The organism is Fodinicola feengrottensis (genome assembly GCF_010993775.1).
Taxonomy (GTDB): domain Bacteria; phylum Actinomycetota; class Actinomycetes; order Mycobacteriales; family HKI-0501; genus Fodinicola; species Fodinicola feengrottensis.
In genome coordinates this window covers 44,404-65,820 of record NZ_WOTO01000012.1, presented here as the reverse complement: position 1 = coordinate 65,820, position 21,417 = coordinate 44,404, and the positions used below count along the sequence as shown (strand labels likewise).

Annotated in this window: 21 protein-coding genes and 2 pseudogenes; 13 read left to right on the top strand and 10 right to left on the bottom strand. The window is 67.0% G+C overall.

What is annotated here, in order from left to right:
• Window positions 1-762: 762 nt before the first annotated feature.
• Entirely contained in the window at window positions 763-1,020 is a 258-nt protein-coding gene (locus tag GNX96_RS51490; protein ID WP_279580242.1) for a DUF2293 domain-containing protein, read from the top strand.
• Here GNX96_RS51490 and GNX96_RS51485 read toward each other — a convergent pair.
• Both GNX96_RS51485 and GNX96_RS13385 read right to left on the bottom strand, forming a co-directional pair.
• Window positions 999-1,244: a hypothetical protein gene (locus tag GNX96_RS51485; protein WP_279580241.1), complete on the bottom strand. Its 246-nt coding sequence runs from the start codon at window positions 1,242-1,244 to the stop codon at window positions 999-1,001. The two genes, GNX96_RS51490 and GNX96_RS51485, sit on opposite strands and share 22 nt — an antisense overlap.
• A gap of 190 nt (window positions 1,245-1,434) precedes the next feature.
• The gene (locus GNX96_RS13385) at window positions 1,435-1,851 is read right to left on the bottom strand and encodes a prevent-host-death protein (RefSeq protein WP_163568337.1); all 417 of its coding nucleotides are present in this window, start codon (window positions 1,849-1,851) and stop codon (window positions 1,435-1,437) included.
• A gap of 730 nt (window positions 1,852-2,581) precedes the next feature.
• On the opposite strand from GNX96_RS13385, the gene GNX96_RS13380 reads away from it, so the two are divergent.
• From GNX96_RS13380 to GNX96_RS13370, 3 genes are read left to right on the top strand one after another with little or no spacing between them, the layout of a single operon-like run.
• Window positions 2,582-2,782 (top strand): hypothetical protein, encoded by a 201-nt coding sequence (locus tag GNX96_RS13380; RefSeq protein WP_163568336.1) that lies wholly within the window; start codon window positions 2,582-2,584, stop codon window positions 2,780-2,782.
• Window positions 2,783-2,795: 13 nt separating this feature from the next.
• Window positions 2,796-3,104, top strand: a complete 309-nt coding sequence (locus tag GNX96_RS13375; RefSeq protein ID WP_163568335.1) for a thioredoxin domain-containing protein — start codon at window positions 2,796-2,798, stop codon at window positions 3,102-3,104.
• Between the two features lie 14 nt (window positions 3,105-3,118).
• The gene (locus GNX96_RS13370; RefSeq protein WP_279580240.1) at window positions 3,119-5,290 is read left to right on the top strand and encodes an ATP-binding cassette domain-containing protein; all 2,172 of its coding nucleotides are present in this window, start codon (window positions 3,119-3,121) and stop codon (window positions 5,288-5,290) included.
• A gap of 173 nt (window positions 5,291-5,463) precedes the next feature.
• Here the strand turns inward: GNX96_RS13370 and GNX96_RS51480 are convergent, their stop codons facing one another.
• The 5 genes and pseudogenes from GNX96_RS51480 to GNX96_RS13350 all read right to left on the bottom strand — a co-directional run bounded on the left by GNX96_RS51480 (window position 5,464) and on the right by GNX96_RS13350 (window position 11,378).
• Complete coding sequence (locus GNX96_RS51480; RefSeq protein ID WP_390623996.1) at window positions 5,464-6,468, bottom strand: TSCPD domain-containing protein; 1,005 nt, start codon at window positions 6,466-6,468, stop codon at window positions 5,464-5,466.
• Window positions 6,461-7,714: pseudogene (locus GNX96_RS51475) on the bottom strand (adenosylcobalamin-dependent ribonucleoside-diphosphate reductase); the annotation flags it as partial. The gene GNX96_RS51480 and the pseudogene GNX96_RS51475, both read right to left, overlap by 8 nt.
• A gap of 249 nt (window positions 7,715-7,963) precedes the next feature.
• Entirely contained in the window at window positions 7,964-9,427 is a 1,464-nt protein-coding gene (locus GNX96_RS51470; protein WP_279580238.1) for an LAGLIDADG family homing endonuclease, read from the bottom strand.
• A gap of 134 nt (window positions 9,428-9,561) precedes the next feature.
• Window positions 9,562-10,085 (bottom strand): annotated as a pseudogene (gene nrdR, locus GNX96_RS13355) (transcriptional regulator NrdR).
• 795 nt (window positions 10,086-10,880) lie between these two features.
• The gene (locus GNX96_RS13350) at window positions 10,881-11,378 is read right to left on the bottom strand and encodes a LysM peptidoglycan-binding domain-containing protein (RefSeq protein ID WP_279580237.1); all 498 of its coding nucleotides are present in this window, start codon (window positions 11,376-11,378) and stop codon (window positions 10,881-10,883) included.
• Between the two features lie 459 nt (window positions 11,379-11,837).
• Here GNX96_RS13350 and lexA point away from each other — a divergent pair, with 459 nt between their 5' ends.
• Complete coding sequence (lexA, locus tag GNX96_RS13345) at window positions 11,838-12,566, top strand: transcriptional repressor LexA (protein WP_163568395.1); 729 nt, start codon at window positions 11,838-11,840, stop codon at window positions 12,564-12,566.
• A gap of 45 nt (window positions 12,567-12,611) precedes the next feature.
• On the opposite strand, the gene GNX96_RS13340 is transcribed toward lexA, so the two are convergent.
• Window positions 12,612-13,763: a sensor histidine kinase gene (locus tag GNX96_RS13340; protein ID WP_163568332.1), complete on the bottom strand. Its 1,152-nt coding sequence runs from the start codon at window positions 13,761-13,763 to the stop codon at window positions 12,612-12,614.
• A 109-nt stretch (window positions 13,764-13,872) separates the two neighbouring features.
• On the opposite strand from GNX96_RS13340, the gene GNX96_RS13335 reads away from it, so the two are divergent.
• From GNX96_RS13335 to GNX96_RS13310, 8 genes are all read left to right on the top strand, one after another.
• On the top strand, window positions 13,873-14,367 hold the full coding sequence (locus tag GNX96_RS13335) for a hypothetical protein (protein ID WP_163568331.1): 495 nt from the start codon (window positions 13,873-13,875) through the stop codon (window positions 14,365-14,367).
• Complete coding sequence (locus GNX96_RS13330; RefSeq protein ID WP_163568330.1) at window positions 14,364-14,726, top strand: hypothetical protein; 363 nt, start codon at window positions 14,364-14,366, stop codon at window positions 14,724-14,726. Before GNX96_RS13335 ends, GNX96_RS13330 begins: the two co-directional genes overlap by 4 nt.
• Window positions 14,727-14,852: 126 nt before the next feature.
• The gene (locus tag GNX96_RS13325; RefSeq protein WP_163568329.1) at window positions 14,853-15,431 is read left to right on the top strand and encodes an efflux RND transporter periplasmic adaptor subunit; all 579 of its coding nucleotides are present in this window, start codon (window positions 14,853-14,855) and stop codon (window positions 15,429-15,431) included.
• Window positions 15,428-16,108 (top strand): ABC transporter ATP-binding protein, encoded by a 681-nt coding sequence (locus GNX96_RS13320; protein ID WP_163568328.1) that lies wholly within the window; start codon window positions 15,428-15,430, stop codon window positions 16,106-16,108. The genes GNX96_RS13325 and GNX96_RS13320 overlap by 4 nt, the downstream gene beginning before the upstream one ends.
• Window positions 16,105-16,365, top strand: coding sequence for a hypothetical protein (locus GNX96_RS51465; RefSeq protein WP_279580236.1), 261 nt, complete (start codon window positions 16,105-16,107; stop codon window positions 16,363-16,365). Before GNX96_RS13320 ends, GNX96_RS51465 begins: the two co-directional genes overlap by 4 nt.
• The gene (locus GNX96_RS13315; protein ID WP_279580235.1) at window positions 16,293-17,210 is read left to right on the top strand and encodes an ABC transporter permease; all 918 of its coding nucleotides are present in this window, start codon (window positions 16,293-16,295) and stop codon (window positions 17,208-17,210) included. The genes GNX96_RS51465 and GNX96_RS13315 overlap by 73 nt, the downstream gene beginning before the upstream one ends.
• On the top strand, window positions 17,111-17,380 hold the full coding sequence (locus GNX96_RS51460) for an ABC transporter permease (RefSeq protein WP_279580281.1): 270 nt from the start codon (window positions 17,111-17,113) through the stop codon (window positions 17,378-17,380). The genes GNX96_RS13315 and GNX96_RS51460 overlap by 100 nt, the downstream gene beginning before the upstream one ends.
• Window positions 17,381-17,465: 85 nt before the next feature.
• Window positions 17,466-18,758, top strand: a complete 1,293-nt coding sequence (locus GNX96_RS13310; protein ID WP_163568327.1) for a S53 family peptidase — start codon at window positions 17,466-17,468, stop codon at window positions 18,756-18,758.
• Between the two features lie 35 nt (window positions 18,759-18,793).
• On the opposite strand, the gene GNX96_RS13305 is transcribed toward GNX96_RS13310, so the two are convergent.
• Both GNX96_RS13305 and GNX96_RS61090 read right to left on the bottom strand, forming a co-directional pair.
• Window positions 18,794-19,447: a response regulator transcription factor gene (locus GNX96_RS13305; protein ID WP_163568326.1), complete on the bottom strand. Its 654-nt coding sequence runs from the start codon at window positions 19,445-19,447 to the stop codon at window positions 18,794-18,796.
• Window positions 19,345-21,297, bottom strand: coding sequence for a helix-turn-helix transcriptional regulator (locus tag GNX96_RS61090; protein ID WP_163568325.1), 1,953 nt, complete (start codon window positions 21,295-21,297; stop codon window positions 19,345-19,347). Before GNX96_RS61090 ends, GNX96_RS13305 begins: the two co-directional genes overlap by 103 nt.
• Window positions 21,298-21,417: the final 120 nt, after the last annotated feature.

The window sequence follows — 21,417 nt, the reverse complement described above, 5'->3', positions numbered from 1 at the left end:
CCGCGCTGGAGCGGCAGAAGTACGTGGCACCGATTGAGGTGCTGAACGCGATGGGCTGGGCTTCGGGAAACCAAATCGACGCCTGGCGCGCCGGTCGGATCGACTTCTTCACCGAGATGGTCTCCACCAGCCCCGACAAACTCGCGGCGGCGCTGGAATATCTGCGGGAATGGGCCATCGGCAAAAACCTGATCGCCACCGAGGCGTCCTATGTCGCGGCCACTCGTGACCGTCGCGAGCTGCGGTTCGTCGCCGACGGCACGGCACGGCCGACACCGACCGGATCTTCCGCGTCCATTGGAATTCCCCGGACCTCAGCGAGGCCAAGCAGGAGCAGCTGACGGCGAAACAGAACAAAGCGCCGGACCTGCTGGTGATCATGCCGCTCAAAGACTGGGAATGCGGGACCTGTACGGGCACCGGCGACCTGCTGATCATGGATGGTCCGGGGCCACTCTGCCTCACCTGCGCGGACATGGACCACCTGGCGTTCCTGCCGTCCGGCGACGCGGCGCTGACCAGGCGGGCGAAGAAAGCCAGCGTGCTGTCGGCCGTGGTCGTACGTTTCAGCCGCTCCCGCAAGCGGTACGAACGCCAGGGCATCCTGGTCGAGGAGCCGGCGTTGGAAGCCGCCGAGGAACAATGCCTCGCCGACGAGGACGCGCGTGAGCGCCGCCGCGAACGCGACCGAGTGCGCCGCGTCGGCCAGGACGTGGAGTTCCAGGCGAAGTTCGCCGCCGAGATCGGCCGGCTCTTCCCAGGATGCCTGCGCCCCGCGCCGACGCCATCGCCCTGCACGCCGGCACTCGCGGCAGCGGCCGGGTCGGCCGCAGCGCGGCCGGACGGGCACTGGGCCACCAGGCGATCACGCTGGCCGTCATCGCGTCCGTACGTCACGAGAACACCGACTACGACACGTTGCTGATGGCCGGCGTCCCACGAGAAGACGCCCGCGACCGCATCCGCGACACCATCGACCAGGTCCTGGATCGCTGGCGTCAGCCGCCTTCGGCCCAATAGCGGTTCACACGCTCCATCGCCTGCTCCAGCGTCATCTGGGCGATCTCTCGCTCGTCCACGCCCGCCCTGTGCACCAGCAGGTGCACCAGCTCCGCCGGCAACGCCTGCGCCGGCGGCTTGGGCATGCCACGATCCGGTCTTGCGCCGTCCCGCGCACACGCCCAGAACTGCGTCTCATCGACGTGCAGCTGGTCGCGCAGAATGTGCCCCCACAGTGCCCCCACAGGCTCGGCCCATACGCGCTGCGATCCGGCGGGTGTGAAATGCGCGTACGCAGCACCCGCCCGTCCGGAAGATCCAGCTCGTACGTCACGTGATGCGTTCCGGCCCGCCCGCGCGCGTCCCGGATCCGCCGCCACCCTTCGGTTCGGCAGGACCGCTCATGGTCCGCCCGACTCGGCGTCGGCCAGCTGGTCACGATGACGCGGACACCAGCCAGTCCCGTAGCTGCTGGTCGTCACTGAGGCTGATCAGCTGCACCAAACCCCAGTTTTCCCGGTGGTTGGCGACGTCCAGGAGATGGTCCTGCCAATCGTCCGCATACTCACGCAGAGAGTCGACCATCTCCATGATCGCTTCATCGAAGGTGCCGCCATCAGCCGCCACCGGCACGCCCGGCAGGAACACCGACCAGCCATCCGCCTCCGCCACGACCTGGGCACGAGCGGGCACCACGGACACCAGGAAATGCTGCATCCGCCCCGCATCAACCACCGCCGCCAGCGCGGACTCACGCCGCACCGTCGCCGGCCGCCCCCGCTCGGCGGCGTCCAACAGGTCCTTCAAATGCGACCGCGCATCCGAGTAGCTGTCGTAGTGAATCGCGTTCACCGTGGCGCCTCCAGGATTCGGTGAACCCCAAGCCTGCACCACATCACTACGTACGTCAAGTACGTGACGTACTTACGTTGCGCCGCCTCGCGGATCGCCGCGAGCACGGACCACTGTCGGCGAGTATTTCGCCGCCTGATTTTAACGCTAAACTTGGCAGTTTTGCATGTTTCTTTGGAAAGCTCCACCCTTCCGGCATGTCTTCTCAAAGATCGCGGAAACTTCCCTTGGTTGGGCGTACGCGCATTGCACTGCCAACGGCCGGCGGCTACATTTCGCGCTGTCTCCATCCCGGCACGCCGCCGGCGGGCTCGGGCTCAGCACAGCACCTCGACAAAGAGAGCTGGTGGCATGGTGGCAACAATCAAGGAACGGATCGGGCGGCTGAGCGATCGGATGCTCGAACGCGTCGTTCCCCCCGATGACCGCCGACGCGGTGGTGTGCACGCGACGCAAGTGCGGCTGCGGCTTTGGCACGCACATGTATCTCGTCCAGGCGTACGAGCTGTGGGGGACGAACTGCACGACACCCGCTGCGGGGATTGTCAGCTCAGTGAGGACCGGTGTTAGTTGTACGGTCCTAGCCGCGATACCTCATCGCGTGCGCCAGACGCGCGCGATGAGGTGTCGCGGCCAAACGTTCGACTGACGGTCGGGGTCGTACCGGCCTTCGGCGTCAGCGCTACCAGCCGCTTGTCCCACTCCGGCATCTTCTGACGAGGCGGAACTAATGGCCGTATTGATCGCGATCGGGATCCTGGTCGGTGCGTTGTGCCTGCTCGACTTGGTGTTGACCTTTGGGGTGATCCGGAGGCTGCGAGAGCACACCGAGACGCTCGAGCGCCTCGTCAGCGAGAACGGCGGCACTGCGAAAGCTCCTGTCGTCGGCCAGCCGGTCCGGGAGTTCACGGCGTCCACAGTGGGACGGTGAGCCGATATCGTTCGTGGGTACGACGGCCGTGGTTTTCGTCTCCCCTGAATGCGAAACCTGTCGTACGGACCTGCCTGACCTGGTGGCGTGGGCCGGTGCGCGAAACCGCGAGCGAGTCCTTGTCGTGGTCGATACCACCTTTTCCGACGGCGCCGATTTCACCGCGGCGCTGGAAAAGGTCACCAGAGTTGCGCTGGATCGCTCTTCCTCGGGGGTACGCGAGGCGTTTGACGTACAAGCGTTTCCAATGTCCTGTGTGGTCGTGGATGGCACGGTCACCTCGGTCGCGTCGAACTTCTCCCGGCTGCCGGCCTTGGTGTGAGAACCGCGTTCCGGGTGACCGGTCTGGTCTGGCGGTCGGCTCCCTGGCACCTCGTGGCCTATGTCGTGTTGACCGCCCTCGGCGGGCTTACCTCGGTGGTCGTGGCATGGTTGACCAAGCTGGCGCTGGACCGACTGGTGTCCCCAGGCCCGGTTGGCCTGCTGCTCGCAGCGGCGACCGGCATCGCGGTCTGGGGACTGGTTGGCGCGCTCAACCCGCAGTTCGGCCAGTATTTACGCGCGGAGCTGGATCGCCGCGCGGGGCTGCGCGCCAAGGACACGCTTTTCGCGGCCGTGGAACGTTTCACCGGCCTGTCACGATTCGAGGATCCAGAGTTTCTGGACCGCTTGCGGCTGGCCGAACAGAGCGCGACGAGCCCGGGTCAGCTGATCGACTCGGTACTCGTGGTCGGGCGCGGCGGTGTGACGCTGATCGGTTTTGTCGGCGCGCTCGCGATCATCATCAGCCCGTGGTTCACCTTCGTCGTACTGGCCGCGGCCGCACCCGCTCTCCTGGTCGAACTGCGATTGGCCAAGCAGCGTACCGAAATGATACTGACGCTCACGCCGATCCAGCGACGCGAGCTGTTCTACGCGAGCATGCTGAGCATGGCCTCCGCGGCCAAGGAAATCCGACTGTTCGGGCTCGGCCCGCTGTTGCGCGGACGGATGATCACCGAAGCCCGACGCGGCAACGCCACCAGTCGCGACATGGACCGGAAAGAGCTGGTCCACCACGGCGGGTTGATCGCGCTCGCCGGTACGATCGCCGGCACCGGTCTGGTGTGGGCCCTGATGGCCGCCGGCGCAGGGGAGCTCACGGTCGGCGATGTCTCGCTGTTTGTCGCGGCGACCGCGGCTGTACAGTCCGCCACCAGCGCAATGGTCAGCGCCGCCGCCCGGGTGCGCCAGCAGGTTTTGCTGTTCGAGCATTTCGACGCGGTGATATCGGCAGGGCCGGACTTGCCAGAGCCGTCCCAACCGGGCGAGATTTCGGCGTTGCGCAAGGGAATTGAGCTGCGAGACGTCTGGTTTCGCTATTCCGACGCACATCCCTGGGTGCTGCGCGGCGTGAATCTTTTCCTGCCGCACCAGTCGACCGTCGCGCTGGTGGGTCGCAACGGCGGCGGCAAAAGCACGATCGTGAAGCTGCTGTGCCGCTTCTACGATCCGACTCGAGGCGAGATCCGGTGGGACGGAGTCGATATCCGGGATATCCCGGTCGGCGAGTTGCGCACCCGGATGGGGGCCGTTTTTCAGGACTTCGTGGCGTACGACTTCAGCGCGAGCGACAATATCGCGATCGGCGACCTGTCGGCGATCGCCGATCCCGACCGCATCGAACTCGCGGCTCGACGGGCCGGTGTGCACGACGCGATCGCGGCCTTGCCACGCGGCTACGACACGTTGTTGACCAGGGCTTTTCGCAGCCAGTCCGATGTGGACAGGGACCCCGGTGTGGTGCTCTCCGGCGGCCAGTGGCAGCGGGTCGCGTTGGCCAGAGCATTTCTGCGCGAGGACCGCGACCTGGTGATCCTGGACGAGCCGAGCGCGGGTCTGGACGCTGAGGCCGAGCACGAGGTGCACTCGCGGCTGCGGGAGATCCGAGCGGGTCGTACGAGCCTGCTGATTTCCCATCGGCTCGGTACGATCCGCGGCGCCGACCACATCGCTCCTCGTCGACGGTCTGATCGCCGAGCAGGGCACGCACTGCGAACTGTTGGCCGCCGATGGCGACTATGCGCGGTTGTTCAACCTGCAGGCCGAAGGTTATCTGGCGGTGACGTCATGATCGCGGCAGCTGCGCTGCTCGTGTTGATCATTGGCGGAGTTTTCTGGTTGCGCGGTCAATACTCGGTGATCACCGTGCGCGGCGAAAGCATGAGCCCCGCGTACGAGCACGGCGATCGCCTGCTGTTACGGCGAAAGAGCGCGATCGGCGTCGGACAGGTCGTGGTCTTCGCCGATCAGAGATCGGCCGGCCCACCGCACTGGATCCTCAAACGCGTCGCCGCCGTGCCCGGCGATCCGGTCCCCCAGGAAACGCAACACCACATCCACGAGGAACACGTGCCACCGGCACAGCTGGTCGTACTCGGCGACAACGCCAGCCACTCCACCGACTCCCGACACTTCGGCTACGTAGCAACAAACCGAATCCTCGGCGTCGTACTAAGGCACCTCTAAATACACGCAGGTGGTGGGGTGATTCCGCGGAATCACCCCACCACCTGCGGCCGAAACTCAACCACCGCCGCGTCGGCCGTCAGGCCGACCGACTGCCGGCGCCGGGGTGCCCGCTCTTTGGACACCCCGTCGACGGCAAGTCGATGCGCGCGGCAGGCACTGCCGCCATCAGCTCAGCTGCAGCCGCTTGTCGAACCGCAGCCTTCACACACGAAGCAGGAGCCGGCGGGGCGCATTTTCGTCCCGCAGGTCATGCACAGTGGCGCGTCGGCGGACTTTCCTTGGACGACCTCCAAAAGCTCGGCGGTCGACCCGACGCTGCGGGGCGCTTCCTGAATCGCACCGACTGGGGCGCTGACCGGAGCGGACTGGGCGAGTCCCTCCAAGTCGACGTCGGTGTCCGCGACCGGAGCCGCGGCGGTGCTGGCAGCATCCAACTGCTGCGTACGCTCGGCGGCCGTGAAGATGCTCAGGTCGGCACGCTTGTCGTACGGCAGGTAGTCCAGCGCCAGCCGGCGGAAGATGTAGTCCATCACCGAGTTGGCGATCCGGATGTCCGGGTCGTCGGTCATGCCGGCCGGCTCGAACCGCATGTTGGTGAACTTCTCAACGAAAGTCTCCAACGGTACGCCGTACTGGATGGCCACCGAAATCGCCACCGAGAAGGCGTCCAGCACTCCGGCGAGCGTCGATCCCTGCTTGCCCAGCTTGAGGAAAACCTCGCCGAGACCGTTGTCCGGATACGACGACGAGGTCATATAACCCTCGGCGCCACCGACCGAGAAGGAGATCGTCTGCGACGAACGCTTCTTCGGCAGCCGCTTGCGCACGGCCCGGTGCTCGGACGACTCCTCGACAACCACCGGCGCCTCGGCCTTTTTGGCCTTGGCATCGGACAACGGCTGCCCGACCTTGCAGTTGTCACGGTAGATCGCCAGCGCCTTGATGCCGAGTTTCCAGCCCTGGAAGTAAATGTTCTCGATTTCCGCAACGGTGGCCGTCTCCGGCATGTTCACCGTTTTGGAAATGGCGCCGGAAATGAACGGCTGCACGGCCGCCATCATCCGCACGTGACCCATCGGCGAGATGGCCCGCTTTCCCACCGCGCAGTCGAAAAATCTCGTAATGCTCGGTGCGCAGACCGGGCGCGTCGACGACGTGACCGTTCTCCGCCACATATTCGACGATGGCCTCGATCGACTCCTGTTGGTAGCCGAGCACCTCCAGGGCCCGCTGCAGTGTCTGGTTGACGATCTGCATCGAGCCGCCAGTGGAGAGTTTCTTGAACTTCACCAACGAGAAGTCGGGCTCCACGCCGGTGGTGTCGCAATCCATCATGAAGCCGATGGTGCCGGTCGGCGCGAGCACGCTGGCCTGCGCGTTGCGCCAGCCGTTGACCGCACCGACCTTCAGGCCCTGCTGCCATTGGCGGGTGGCCTCGCGCAGGATCTGGGTGTCGTCACCGCCAAAGGGCCGAACCGCGTCGTCGTTGGCCGCCGCGTGCTTGCGCATGACGCGCTGGTGACCCTCCGCGTTGCGGGCATATCCGTTGTACGGCCCGACAATCCCGGCGAGCTCGGCTGAGCGCCGGTACGCCGTACCGGTCATCAGCGACGTGATGGCGGCGGCCAGCGCGCGACCGCCGTCGGACTCGTAGCCGTGCGCGGTGGCCATCAAAAGCGCGCCGAGGTTCGCATAGCCGATGCCGAGCTGGCGGTAGTCGCGGGTGGTCTCACCAATCGCCTCGGTCGGGAAATCCGCGAAGCAGATGGAAATATCCATCGCGGTGATGACGAACTCGACCGCCCGTACGAACCGCTGGGTGTCGAAAGTCCCGTCACTCTGCAGGAATTTCATCAGGTTCAGCGACGCCAGGTTGCACGACGAGTTGTCCAGGCTCATATATTCCGAGCACGGGTTGGACGCGGTGATCCGACCGGTCTCGGGGTTGGTGTGCCAGTCGTTGATGGTGTCGTCGTACTGGATGCCCGGGTCGGCGCATTCCCACGCGGCCTTCGCCATCTTGGCGAACAGACCCTTCGCGTCGATTTTCTCGATCACCCGGCCGTCCGTACGGGCGCGCAGGGCGAAGTCGCCACTGTCCTGGACGGCCGTCATGAACTCGTCCGACACCCGGACCGAGTTGTTGGCATTCTGGTACTGGACGCTGGTGATGTCCCGGCCACCGAGCTCCATGTCGAAGCCGGCGTCCCGCAGCGCGCGGATCTTGTCCTCCTCGCGCGCCTTGGTGTCGATGAACTCCTCGATGTCCGGGTGGTCCACGTCCAGGACGACCATCTTGGCCGCCCGGCGGGTCGCGCCACCGGACTTGATGGTGCCGGCACTCGCGTCCGCCCCGCGCATGAACGACACCGGGCCCGACGCGGTGCCGCCGGAAGAGAGCAGCTCCTTGGACGAGCGGATCCGGGACAGGTTCAGGCCGGCGCCAGAGCCGCCCTTGAAGATCCGGCCCTCTTCCTTGTACCCAGTTCAGGATCGACTCCATCGAGTCGTCCACAGCCAGGATGAAACAGTTGTGGACACGAAGGCCAGCAGAGAGATACTCGCCGCTCTCGGTCTGGATGTCGTAGACATCCAACACTCCGCGATCTTCGATTCGGGCGATCTCCAGCCGCTTCGTCTCTCTCGCCGGGCAGACCGGGCAGGTCGAAGCTACGCTCCAGTTTGCCGGCCTTGACCGGGTCGATGAAGCCGATCTCGTCGGCGAAGGTCCGCCGGTCGCCGGCTGACTGGATGCCGAGGTGCCAGATTCCGCCGCCGCGCCCCGGCCGCTCGTCTTTTCTTGAAGCTCACCCGGGCGAAGATGCCAAACCTGCCCAGCAGCGCCTGCAAACCGCGAATGAGCTGCTCGCCGACCATGTCGACGCCGACCAGCGTGGAGCGCTCCCGAGCCGACACATAGCCCTCGGCCTGGAAGACGCTCCGCAGATATGCCGCGACAACCGGCAGCGGCGCCGTGTAGAGATGATGCGGCGGCACCTCCATCGCCGGGCCGCGCACCAACAGCTGCCAGCGTTCGACAAAGGACCGCAGAGACTCGCCGTAAAGGCGGAGGCGCCGGCAGTCGATCACCTTGTCCTGAGTTTCGACCTTCTGCTCGTGGCTGTGCACGTCGGGGAAGAGGCGGCGGACGGCATCGGCCACCCAGGCACGCTCCGCATCGGTGACAGTCATTGCCTCGATGGTGAGCGACCGGTTGGTGCCGGTGGCGTACTGGCCGACGAATCCGTCAGACTGCAGCCAGCCGGCCAGCGCTGCCTCGGCGATTTCCCGCGGGTCGATCTCGGCCTCGCCGTACGAGTCGCGCCGGTGCCATTCAAGCTGGTCACCGGGCTGGAGGGTGCCGGCTTGGACAAACCGTCCGGTGCCCTCGCCAGTGCTCTTCCACACCAGGTGGTCCGCAGTGACGTCCAGCGCGTGGCCGGCCTTGGTGTGGATGCGCAGAACTGACTTCCGACCATTTGCCTTCACCGCGAGGACGCGGGTCACGCCGTGCGCGTCGAACACCTTGGCGCCGATCGCCTGATCGTCGACCAAGCGGCCAATCGGGATCAGGCCGGCTGGTGAACTGACCAGCGCGTCGTACGGCTGGCAGGCGCTGACCTGCTGAGGCGACGGCGTACCGACGTTGAACCACACCGGCGAGTTGAAGCTGAACACCTGGTGCAGCAACATCCAGGTCAGCTCGTGTTCGAAGATCTCCGCGTCCGCGTCGGTGGCGAAGTAGCCGTGCTCGCGGCCGGCCTTACCGTACGTGAGCACCACCCGGTCGATCAGCTGGCGCAGGCTCGACTCCCGCTGCGGGGTCCCCACCGCGCCGCGGAAATACTTGCTGGTCACGATGTTGACGGCGTTGAACGACCACGCGTCAGGGAACTCCACCCCGCGCTGCTCGAAGTTGATCGAGCCGTCTCGCCAGTTCGTCATCACGACGTCCCGGCGCTCCCACGTGACCTCGTCGTACGGATGCACGCCGGCGCTCGTGTAGAGGCGCTCGATCTTCAGACCCTTCGAACGTTTGCGTTCGGTCGTACCGGCCTTGCCGGCGCCCCCCTTCCGATCCGCCGGTCCCTCGCTGGTCCCCCCAGCTGTCGAGGTTTCGACCGTCTCGGTCATGACGTTCCCCCCTGCCTTTCTACGCTGGAATCTGCCCCGAACGCCGATCTGACGGCCCACCGCTCCCCGCTGTGCGCCCTGGCCGCCGCCGGCTCCACTTATGTCCCCACGTGCTCTGTCCCCATCCACCGCGGTCATCTGGTCGCTCCCGCGCTGTCCGCGTCCGGCTGCCGCGGCGACGGCGCGCCGACGGCGTGGTCGCCGCGCTTCTGGCTCCGGTCGGTCCGCAGCGCGGCGATCTCGGACTCGAAGTCGTCGAGCGAGTCGAACCCGCGGTAAACGCTCGCGAAGCGCAAATAGGCCACCTCATCGAGCTCACGGAGCGGGCCCAGGATCGCCAGCCCCACGTCGTGCGTCCGATCTCGGCGCTGCCGGTGGCCCGTACCGAGTCCTCGACCCGCTGCGCCAACAGCGCCAACGCGTCGTCATCCACCGGCCGGCCCTGGCACGCCCGCCGGACCCCGTTGATGATCTTGTTCCGGCTGAACGGCTCGCTCGCGCCACTGCGCTTCACCACCGCCAGCACAGCCTCTTCGACCGTCGTGAACCGCCGACCGCACTCCTGGCACGAACGCCGGCGACGGATCGCCGCGCCCTCGTCGGCCTCCCGCGAGTCGACCACTCGCGACTCCGGATGCCGACAGTACGGACACCGCACGGCTACCTCCCCCACTCCTCTACCTACCCCGCTTCAGCGCCGCCCAACCCCGTCCTGTGGAGCAATGTGTGGACAGGTTGTGCAGAAGCTGTGCACGAGGTGTATGTAACCCTCCACTAGCTGTGGATGACTTACACGCATGTAACTACTAGATGTTGGGTTTGAAGGCTATGCCGAGACCGCCGCAACCGCAAGCAAGTGGTGACACGCGCAACACACCGGACATTCCAGACATCCACTTTTCCCGCCGCTCCCCCCCAGTCGCCCCGCCGCCCGCATGCCCCACAATCAGCGCTCCACATCCCCCGACCCGACCGCCCGCGACGCCGATGTACCGCTACATTTTGTTGATCTTGGTTAGTTGGCCCGCACGAATCGGACAAATCGACAAAATGTCCACTTCGTACGGGCTAACTAACCAAGATCAACATCGAGCGTCCCGGCAGGCGGGACTGGGACGCCTCGGTAGGCACATCAGCCCCACCGGCAACGGGTCCAGCGTCGAGCGCGGCACAAAACCTCACACTCGACGTCGACCGCAGGACAAAGTCCCGCATTCGACGAAAATCCAGCCGAGGGTGACGTTGTAGGCGGTGGAATGCCCTGGTTTGTCACCTCTACAACGTCACCCTCGCGAAGGGCCAACCATCCCAACGGAACAAACGGGGCACTGAACCAGCCCAACCCACCGCGCCCGTACGAAACGACACCCAACTCACCAAGTGAGCAGCGCGGGATCTACCTCTCCTCAGAGGCAACCGCCGCCCGTGACCTTCGAGCCAAACCAGCCAAAAACTAAGCAGAACGAGGCGGTAGGACCAGGCGATACCCAGCCCACACCGTCAACCCGGACAGCCCGTTGAGCCGCTGGATATCGCGAATCACCGACGACGGGTCGCGGCTCGGGTCATATCGCACGGCGATCGACCACAGGGACTGGCCGGGCTGGACCACAACGCTCGCCGGTGCGCTGGACGGGTTCTCCTGGGCGGCCATCGCGCGGGCCGACCAGAAGGCGGCGCCGGCGGCCAGCAGCACCAGGGCGATCACCAGCACGGCCCGGCCGCGCCGGGTCAGCCGCAGGCCCGGGTGCCGCCCAGTGCGTCGGCCGTGCTGCCCGACGATCACCCGGCGGCCCTTGCCGGCCGGGTGCCGCCACATCGCCTGCTCCCGCACCCGCGGGTCGAGCTCGGGCACGACCTGTTCCAGGGGCTGCGTCGAGAACCGCCCCGGAAACAGCTCGATCACCGGAGCCAACGCCTCGCTGGTCATCGTCATCGGATCCTCCGTCACCCTCGCGACGCTTCGGTGATCGAGCGCACGCAGGCCGGCTCGGATCGCCGTGAGCTCCGTTGTCGCCATCTCCGTCATGCCGTCTCACTCCACTCAGCCAGACCGTGAACCCGAACGCGCGTTCGATAGAACAGCTGTTCGGGTTTGTCTACCAGGAGGGTGCGACAAAATCGAGTGCCGCCCGGCGTGTCTTCGAACAGATGTTTGAAATTGTCGGTACGGGTGGCTAGCGTCGGGTCCGCCGGTAGCCATCGAGCCGGTGGCCCGCAGCTGTGGGCGCCGCCGCGGGCACCGCGGGTGAGCGCTCACCGGCGGCGGCGATGACCGGTCGATGGCGGTGAGTCGGCGTGAGTCGGCTATTGACGAGCGTGGGAGGACACGGTGTCGAACGAGACACGGGCCGCTGGTAAGACAGGACGCGCCAGCAAGGGGTCCAAGGGGCCGGCCAAGACCGCGAAGGTGTCCGACGACAGTGTCCAGCCGCAGGCGAAGGCCGCGAGCACCGAGAACAAGGTCAGCACCTTCCCGGACGGCCCGCCGGACCCGGCCGGCCTGACGCAGCGGCAGAACCGCATCCTCGCGGTGATCCGCGACTCGGTGGAGCGCCGCGGCTATCCGCCCAGCGTCCGGGAGATCGGTGACGCGGTCGGCCTGGCCTCACCGTCCAGCGTCGCGCACCAGCTGTCCGCGCTGCAGCGCAAGGGCTTCCTGCGCCGCGACCCGAACCGGCCGCGCGCGGTGGACGTGCGAAGCCCGCACCGGCTCGGCGCGGTGGCCAGCGCCGACGGCACCGCGGAGGTCACCGAGCGGCCCACCCCGACCTATGTGCCGGTGCTCGGCCGGATCGCGGCCGGCGGCCCGATCCTGGCCGAACAGGCCGTCGAGGACATCTTCCCGCTGCCCCGCGAGATCGTCGGCGACGGCGAACTGTTCCTGCTGAAGGTGGCCGGTGACTCGATGATCGAGGCGGCCATCTGCGACGGCGACTGGGTGGTGGTCCGGCAGCAGCCGGTGGCCGAGAACGGCGACGTGGTGGCCGCGATGATCGACGGCGAGGCCACCGTCAAGACGTTCCGCCGCCGCGAGGGCCACGTCTGGCTGATCCCGCACAACCCTGCGTATGAGCCGATCCCCGGCGACGACGCGACCATCCTCGGCCGAGTCGTCACGGTGCTGCGCCGGCTCTGACGCCGGTACGACCGACCCGCCGCCACCACCGGGGCGGGTCGGTTCTCACGAGGGCGCGGCCGGCAGCGACACGGTGACGTCCAGACCGCCGGTGGGACGCGGGCTGGCCTGGACGGTGCCGTCGTGCGCGTGTGCGATCGACTCCACAATGGACAGTCCAAGACCGCTGCCGGCCGCGATCGTCCGACCGTCGCCACGCTGGAACGGCTGGAAAAGCCTGCCCACCAGCTCGTCCGGCACATTCGGGCCGCTGTTGCTGACGACCAGGCCGTCGTCCTGGCTGGTACGAATGGCGACGTGCCCGCCGTCCACGTTGTGCCGGATCGCGTTCCCAACCAGGTTGTCCACGAGCTGATCCAACAGCGCCGGGTCGCCAGCCACCCAACAGTCGTCCAGGCTCGCTTCGATCTCGACCCCACGCGCCGCCGCGGCCGCCGTGTGTACGGAGATCCGGCGATCAACGGCCTTGGTCAGGTCGACCGGCTCGCGGTGGTCCAGCCCGCGGTCGCTGCGGGCCAGCACCAGCAGGCTGTCCAGCAGGTGCTCGATCCGCCGGTTCGCTTCCAGCAGGCTTTCCCTGGTCTTCACCAGCTGCCGTGGGGTCGGATCGGCCAGCCCGACCTGGATCGCCGTTCGCTGCACGGCCACCGGCGTACGCAACTCGTGTGAGGCGTTCGCGACGAACCTGCGCTGGCTCTCGAAGGACCGTTCCAGCCGTTCCCGCATCGCGTCGAAAGTGTCCGCCAACTCCGTCAGCTCGTCTTTCGGGCCACCCATCTCGATCCGCTCATGCAGGCTCTGCGACGACAGCCGGCGGGCCAACGCACTGATCTCGTGCACGGGCCGCAGAACCCGCCCAGACAACCACCAGATCATGACCAGCGACAGGATCGTCATGATCAGCAACGACAACCCGGAGGTCAGCAACAGCTTCGTCAGCACAGTCTGCCCGGACGCCTCCGCAACGTGGGCCAGCGCGATCCCGTGGGCGGCCGGCACTGCCGGGTAGGTCGGATAAGTCGGTTGATAGCCCGTGTAGTCTCCGGGCGTTGCCTTGACAGCCGCCACCATGATCGTGTCGCTCAGCTGGTGAACCAGGTTGGCTTGGACGAGGAAATAGATGGCGGCGATCAGTGCGATGCCGCCGGCGACATAAAGGGCCCCGAAGGCCAGGACCAGCCGAGCACGCGCGGTCATCGGCACTCTCCTTTTCGTGACTGCTCCGATGCTGTCATGTCCGATGTTTCACTAACGTTCCCATCTATCGAAACGTCGCTGTAACGCCATCGCGACTAGAAATCCCAACATGAAGATCATTCGGATTTCCACTCTCGTCGTCCTGTCCGTCGCGGTGGTCACACTCTCGGCCTGCGGCGGCGGATCCAAGACGCCGGTGGCCTCGGTCGGCACTCCCAGCGCGAACGCGACCGGTAACAGCGGCAACGACGTGCCCACCGACGCTTATCAGCGGGCCTTGAAGTTCTCCGGCTGCATGCGCGCGCATGGTGTCGATATGCCCGACCCGGACCCGAAAATGCCGGCCGGCGCGACCCAGGCGATCCCGGCCGGCGAGGACGGCGACAAGACCACCAAGGCCTACGAGGCGTGCCAGAAGTACGCGCCGCCGCCACCGCCGAGCGGGCCCGGCACGATGAGCGATCCGCAGGTGCGGTTGAAGTTCAACAAGTGCTTGCGTGCCCACGGCATCAAGGTCTCCGACGACCCACGTGAAGGCACCACCATCGACGAGAAGGACGCGCCAACTTTCCAGAAATGTGAGAAAGAAGCGACCGGCAAATGACGACGCGCAGAAATGTCATTTTCGCGGCCCTCGGAACGGTGGTCGCCGCCGGCGCTGGCGGTGCCGTGCTGATCGCCACCCGGGACCAAGGGGCCAGCGCGGCCAACAACCAGCCGCTGGCGGCGCCGACCACGGCGGTGACCAGGCAGGATCTCGTACGACAGGACAGCGTGGCCGGAACCTTGGGCTACGGCGGCGGATTCACCGTGTCCGCGGCCGGCGCTGGGATCATCACCTGGTTACCTTCGGTGGGCAAGGTGATTGGCCAGGGCGAAACGGTTTATCGGGTGAATAACCAGCCGGTCCCGTTGCTGCGCGGATCCACCCCCCGTTCTGGCGGCCCCTCGCGGCCGGCATGAGCGACGGCGTGGACGTGAAGGAGCTGGAACAGAACCTGTCCGACCTCGGATATTTCCACCGTACGTACGCCGAACAAGGAATTCACCGACGCCACCACGACCGCAGTCAAGAAGTGGCAGAAATCCTTGGCTGTCCCGGAAACCGGTCGGATCGATCCGGCGTCGGTGGTGTTGCAGTCCGGCGACCTGAGGGTGACCGGGGTCAGTGGCGTGTTGGGCCAGCCCGCGCAGGGAAAAATCCTCGACGCCTCCGGGACACAGCGGGTGGTGACCGTGAAAATGCCGGTGGACAAGCAAAGTGAGGCGCAGGCTGGCGGTGCGGTGACGGTGACCATGCCGGACGGCAGCAATGTCCCGGGAAAGATCTCCTCGGTCGGTGCGATCGCGACGACTCCGTCACCCAATGGTCCGGACTCCAACTCAGGGCCTACTGTCGCGGTGACGATCACCCTGGGCGCAGGTGGGACAGTGCTGGACCAAGCACCCGTACAGGTGCTGTTTGTCGCCGAACACAAGGAAAAGGTGCTGACCGTGCCGGTGTCTGCGTTGCTCGCGCTGGCCGAGGGCGGGTACGCCGTCCAGCAGGTGACGCCGGCTGGCCGGCGACTGGTCCCAGTCACCACCGGCATGTACGCCGGCGACCGGGTGGAGGTCTCCGGCGCCGGGGTGACCGAGGGCATGAAGATCACGGTGGCCGCCGAATGACACCGGTGATCGAGCTTTCCGGGGTCAGCAAAACATATCCCGGCGACGTACGCGCACTGCGTTCGGTTTCTTTGCGCATCCAGTCCGGAGAACTGCTCGCCGTGGTCGGACCATCGGGCTCCGGCAAGTCAACATTGCTGCAGATGATGGGCACGCTGGACCATCCGACCGAGGGTGTCGTACGCGTCAACGGCCACGATGTCGCGCACCTGCCGGACCGGCAGTTGTCGGCCGTACGAGCGCACTGGGTCGGTTTCGTGTTCCAGCGGTTCTTCCTCACGTCGTATTTGTCGGCGGTGGAAAACGTCGCCGCTGGCTTGCTGTATCAGGGAATCCGGCCCGCTGAGCGACGCAGAAGGGCGACCGAGGCGCTGCACCGGGTGGGCCTGGGCCACCGGCTCACGCACCGGCCGCGGGAACTGTCCGGCGGCGAGAACCAGCGGGTCGCGATCGCCCGCGCGCTCGCCGGCGAGCCGTCGATCCTGCTCGCGGACGAGCCGACCGGCGCGCTCGACTCCGCGTCCGGTCGCGGTGTCCTCGGACTTTTCCATGACCTGAACGCGGAAGGGGCCACCATCGCGGTCATCACCCATGACCACGCCATCGCGCAGGAGATGCCTCGTACAGTCGCGATCCTGGACGGCGAAGTGCGGCACGACAGCGGGAGGCGGCAGTGACCGACATGCCAGGCCGTGCCCTGCGGACGGCGACCAGCCACAGCGTGACCGAGATTCCGGGCAGGGCCCGGCAAGCACCCGTCGATCTCATCCGGGCCGGGCTCGCCGGCCTGGTCGGGCGGCCCACCCGCGCCATCCTTTCCGCGCTGGGCATCGGGATCGGGGTGGCCGCGATGGTCGCGGTGTGCTCGGCATCAGCACCGCGAGCCACGCCAAACTCAACGACCAGCTCAAACAACTCGGCACCAACCTGCTGACCGTCGGCCCCGGCAAGGACATTTTCGGTGGCAACGCCAAACTGCCCAAGGACGCGGTCGGCATGGTCCAGCGGATCGGTCCCGTCCAGACCGCCAGTGCGATTGGCAACGTGGAAAACGCGAATGTCTACCGCAACGACAAAATCAACCGGCTGGCGAGCGGGAACATCAAGGTCACCGCGGTCAAACTCAACCTGCTCGGCACTATTTCCGGTCATCTCGCCAAAGGCGTCTGGCTGAACCCGGCCACCGCGCATTTCCCGGCCGTCGTGCTGGGCGCTCAAGCGGCCCGTCAGCTCGGCATCGACGCTCCGGGTGTGCAGGTCTACCTCGGCGGCAAATGGTTCACCGTGGTGGGCATTCTCGCGCCGATCACGCTGGCGCCGGACCTGGACTGGGCCGCGATGGTCGGCTGGGACATCGCCGGCAGCGCGCTGGGGTTCGACGGCCACCCCACGACCGTGTACGAGCGCAGCGACAACGACTCGGTGGCGGACGTACGCAACGTCCTCGCGCAGAGCGTCAACCCGGAAAATCCCAGTCAGGTCACGGTGAGTAGGCCGTCGGACGCGCTCGCCGCCCAGTTGTCGGCGGACGCGACCTTCGTCCAGCTCTTCCTTGGGCTGGGTGCGATCGCGCTACTGGTGGGTGGTGTCGGGGTGGCCAACACGATGGTGATCTCGGTGCTGGAGAGAACCCCCCGGAAATCGGCCTGCGAAGGGCGCTGGGCGCGCGGCGAGGGCAGATCCGTACCCAATTCCTCACCGAGGCGATTCTGCTTTCCGGACTCGGCGGGGTGTTCGGCATCGTGCTTGGCCTCGGGGTCAGCACTTGCTACGCGCTGATCAGCCACTGGCCGCCGCAACTGCCGTGGCCGGCGCTGGGTCTCGGGCTGGGCGCGGCGGTGGCAGCAGCCGGGGCATCGCCGGGTGGTTTCCGGCGGCCCGGGCCGCCAAACTCGCGCCGAGCACGGTTTTGGCGGCCGGACAATAGTTGTCCCTTATTGGACTCTTAAAAATCCTTGCACACTGTTCGTCCTGGACAAAGGTGGCCGTAAAGTCGCCCGCAGTCGCCGACGACCAGTAGAGGATGGGCCCAGAGTGACTCAGCACCGTCGTACGACCAGCGCGCTGGCCGGGTTGGCCGCCACCGTGGTGGCCCTGAGCCTGGCCGGCGCGCCGGCCAGCGCCGCACCGCCGCCGAGCCCGGCCGCCACCCAAACGCAGCAAAAGGCGCATCTCAGTCAGCTCGCGCACCAGGTCGGCCAGGGCGCCACCCCGGCCGACCGCGCGAGGCTGATGAGCCAAGCGGCCAGTCAGCTGCCGCGGGAGGTCAAGGCGTACGGCGTGCAGGGCCTGTGGAACAAGGGCATCACCGGCCTGGGCACCAGCGTGGCGACGATCGTGTCCTTCGGCGATCCCGATATCAAGTCGGTGATCGACACCTTCGACGCCTCGCACGGGCTACCGCCAGCCGATGTCGAAACACTCACTCCGGCCGGGCCGTTGCCGACCTGCAACGACCAGACCGCACCGACCAACGGCTGCCGGGACTGGATCGGCGAGACCGACCTCGACGTCATGATGATTCACCTGATGGCGCCGCAGGCCAAAATCATCGTCGCGGCCACTCCGGTGAACGAGACGCAGGGCCTGGTCGGGCTGCCCGAGATGATGACCGCGATCGACTACCTGGTCAGGAAGAAGCTCGCCCAGGTGATCTCGATGAGCCTGTCCGCCACCGAGGACACCTTCACCCCGATCAACGCGATGAAGACGCTCGATCCGACCCTGCGGCGGGCCAAACTGGCCGGCGTGCCGGTGGTCGCCGCGACCGGTGACTGCGGCGCGACCAGCAACACGGTCAACTCGGCGTACCAGTGCCAGGATGTCTACCCGTTCCGTGCGGTCGGCTGGCCGGCCTCGGATCCGCTGGTGACCGCGATCGGCGGCACCGTGCTGCACCTGGATTCCACCGGCGCCCGTACGACGCCGGACACGGTCTGGCCGGAAACCGGCGGGGGTCTGTCCAAGGTCTTCCAGCGGCCCGCTTTCCAGGCCGGGGTGAAGAAAATCATCGGCGGCAACCAGCGGTCCATCCCGGACATCTCGATGGAGGGCATCAGCGGTACGTCCCAGGCGACGCCGCTTTTCGCCGGCGTACTGGCGCTGGCCACCCAGTCCAACCACGGCAAGCCCCTTGGGGACCTCAACCGCAAGCTCTACCAGCTCGGCCCGAAGGGCCTCAAGGCCGGCATTGTCGACGTGACGACCGGAAACAACAACTACGGTGACGTTCCCGGATTCGCGGCTACCCCAGGTTTCGACGTGGTGTCCGGATGGGGCACCATTGACGCAGCCATTTTCGTACCAGCGCTACTAAAACAGCACTGACCGTCGGGCGGCTGGCGGATCTCGCCAGCCGCCGGTCAGATCCGGTATCCGACTCCGGGGATGGTCTGGATCACCGCCGGCGTTCCCAGTTTCGTCCGCAGCCGGGACATCACCACCCGGACCGTGCCGGTGAACGGGTCGGCGTTCAGGTCCCAGACCTGCTCCAGCAAATCCTCCGCGCTCACCACGTTTCCCTGTGACCGCAACAGAACTTCGAGTACGCCGAATTCCCGCGGCGACAGCCGGATGTCCATTCCGGCGCGGCTGACCGTGTGCCGGGCCGGGTCCAGGACCACGTCACCGGCTGTCAGGACGGCGGGTACGGCCCGATGCGAACGCCGTCCCAGCGCCCGGATCCGCGCCACCAGCTCGGGAAACTCGAACGGTTTGGTCAGGTAGTCGTCGGCGCCCAGGTTGAGCCCGCTCACCCGCTCCCCGAGACTGGCCGCGGCGGTCAGCATCAACACCCTGGTGAAGCCGCCGGACGCGACAATGCCAGCGCACAGCTCGTCGCCGCCCCGGCCGGGCAGGTCGCGGTCCAGGACGGCCACGTCGTACGCGTTCACCGTGAGCAGCTCGTCAGCCGCTAAACCGTCATAGCAAACGTCCACCGCAAAAGACTCCCGGCGCAGCCCCTCCCCCACCAGATCGGCCAACACGGTTTGGTCTTCAGCGACAAGTACGCGCATCCAGTGATTCCTCCCGCGCCGCATCGTGCCACGTCCGGTGTTACGAAAATGTTCCAGACGAACAGGTTCAGCGCGAGCGGGGCGGCGGCTGCGGATCGCGGATCGCTGAGACCATGCGCGAAGGCGTAGGCGACGGCCTGCGCGCGGTCCCGCAGGCCAGCCTTCGCGAACAGGTTGTTGATGTGCGTTTTGACGGTAGCGGCGGAAATAAACAGCTCGGCGGCGATCTCCACATTGGACTTGCCGGCCGCGATCATGGCCAGCACCTGCACCTCGCGGGCGGTCAGGCCGTCCGGCGCGACCGGCTCGGCGGCCGCGAGCGCGTCCACCAGCCGGCGCTGCACGGCCGGATCGAACTGCGCGTCCCCGTCTCGTACGACCCAGATCGCGCGGGCGATCTCGTCCGGATGCGCGTCCTTGGTGAGGAAGCCGCGGGCGCCGGCCCGCAGCGCGGCCAACACCGACTCGTCGTCGGAGTAGGTGGTGAGCACCACCACCTGGGTGCCCGGATGGTGCGTACGGATCCGCCGAGTCGCCTCCACGCCGTCCATCCGCGGCATCCGCAGGTCCATAAGGGCGACATCAGGCTGCTTGTCGGCGACCAGCCGGACGGCCTGCTCGCCGTCCGCCGCGGTGCCGACCACCTCGACACCGGCCAGCAGCCCGAGGATCAGTACGAGCCCCTCGCGTACGACGGTCTGGTCGTCGACCACCACGACCCGGGCCGGGCCGGTCATCCGGGGTCTCCCAGCGGCACCCGCAGGCGTACCCGAAAGCCATCGCCGGACCGGTCGGCCAGCAGCGACCCGCCGATCAGCTCGGCGCGCTCTCGCATGCCGGTCAGCGAAGCCGGCACCGGTGTCCGCGAGGTCGCCGGGCCGGCCGCCGGAATCGGTGACCTCCAGCTCGCACCACGTGCCGACGCAGCGGAGCCGGACCGCGACGCTCGCGCCGGCCGCGTGCTTGCGTACGTTCGTCAGCGCCTCCTGGGCCGTCCGTACGATCGCCCACCGCCCCTCGGCGGCCAGCGACTCCGGTTCCAAGGCAATGTCCAGCGCCAACTGCCCATCGTTGACCGCACGGAACTCGCCCGCCAGCATTTCCAACCGGTCGGTCACCCGCAGATCATCGCCGCGCAGCGCCTCCAGCGCGCGTTTGGTCTCATCCAGCCCGTCGCGAGCCAGCCGGACCGCCCGGGTCACCTGCTGCAGAGCCTGTTCCTGCCGATCTCCGTGTTCCATAAGAAGCCGAGCGCCCTCCAGATGCACGATCTGCGCGGACAGCGTGTGCGCCAGCAGATCGTGCATCTCGCGGGCAAGGCGCTGCCGCTCGGCCAGCACCGCCTCGCCGGCCCGGGCCCGGGCCGCGATCTCGGTCTGCCGGCGAGCGGCCACCACTTGTTCGATGGCCACCGCGAAGGCACCGGTAAACAGTAGACCCATCGTGATGCCGAAATTCGTCGACTCCGGCACGCCACCGAGGAACAGCGTGACGCTGGTGACCGCGACGCCCACCAGCGACACCACCACGAGGCTCCACAGCCGGACCACCACCGCCGCCACCCATGGGAGGGTGAAAGCGAAGGCCAGTCCGGTGTACGGACTGATCACGTTCAGGCCGCTGGCCGCCACCGTCGCCACCAGCAACAAGACCGTCTTCCAGCGCGCCGGGCCGAGCACTCCACCGCCGTACCCGAGGGTCGCGATCGCGGTCAGCAGCACGACCGCGGCGGCTCCGCGCACACCTCGCACCTCGTACGGCGGGATCGCCGCGGCGGCCGCGCCGACCAACCCGTAGACCAGCCCAAGCGTCAGTAGGGCCGGACGCAGCCGCGGGACCTTGAATGCCACAACTCACAGTATGGCGGCGCGCCCGGGGCGCCCATCGGATCACGGGTGGAGACGGAGTCCACCCGGTCGCGTCGCGAAGTCCACTCGCGGGACCACGTGCTAAGCGGCCGGTTTCGCCAT

Bases quoted from the DNA above. Each gene is read 5' to 3' on its own strand.
- GNX96_RS51490 (WP_279580242.1), top strand. From the start codon at position 763: ATGCCTGCGCCCCGCGCCGACGCCATCGCCCTGCACGCCGGCACTCGC.
- GNX96_RS13305 (WP_163568326.1), bottom strand. From the start codon at position 19,447: ATGCGCGTACTTGTCGCTGAAGACCAAACCGTGTTGGCCGATCTGGTG.
- GNX96_RS51480 (WP_390623996.1), bottom strand. From the start codon at position 6,468: ATGTGGCGGAGAACGGTCACGTCGTCGACGCGCCCGGTCTGCGCACCG.
- GNX96_RS13340 (WP_163568332.1), bottom strand. From the start codon at position 13,763: ATGACCGCGCGTGCTCGGCTGGTCCTGGCCTTCGGGGCCCTTTATGTC.
- GNX96_RS13380 (WP_163568336.1), top strand. From the start codon at position 2,582: ATGGCCGTATTGATCGCGATCGGGATCCTGGTCGGTGCGTTGTGCCTG.
- GNX96_RS13320 (WP_163568328.1), top strand. From the start codon at position 15,428: ATGACACCGGTGATCGAGCTTTCCGGGGTCAGCAAAACATATCCCGGC.
- GNX96_RS13335 (WP_163568331.1), top strand. From the start codon at position 13,873: ATGAAGATCATTCGGATTTCCACTCTCGTCGTCCTGTCCGTCGCGGTG.
- GNX96_RS13330 (WP_163568330.1), top strand. From the start codon at position 14,364: ATGACGACGCGCAGAAATGTCATTTTCGCGGCCCTCGGAACGGTGGTC.
- GNX96_RS51470 (WP_279580238.1), bottom strand. From the start codon at position 9,427: ATGACCGAGACGGTCGAAACCTCGACAGCTGGGGGGACCAGCGAGGGA.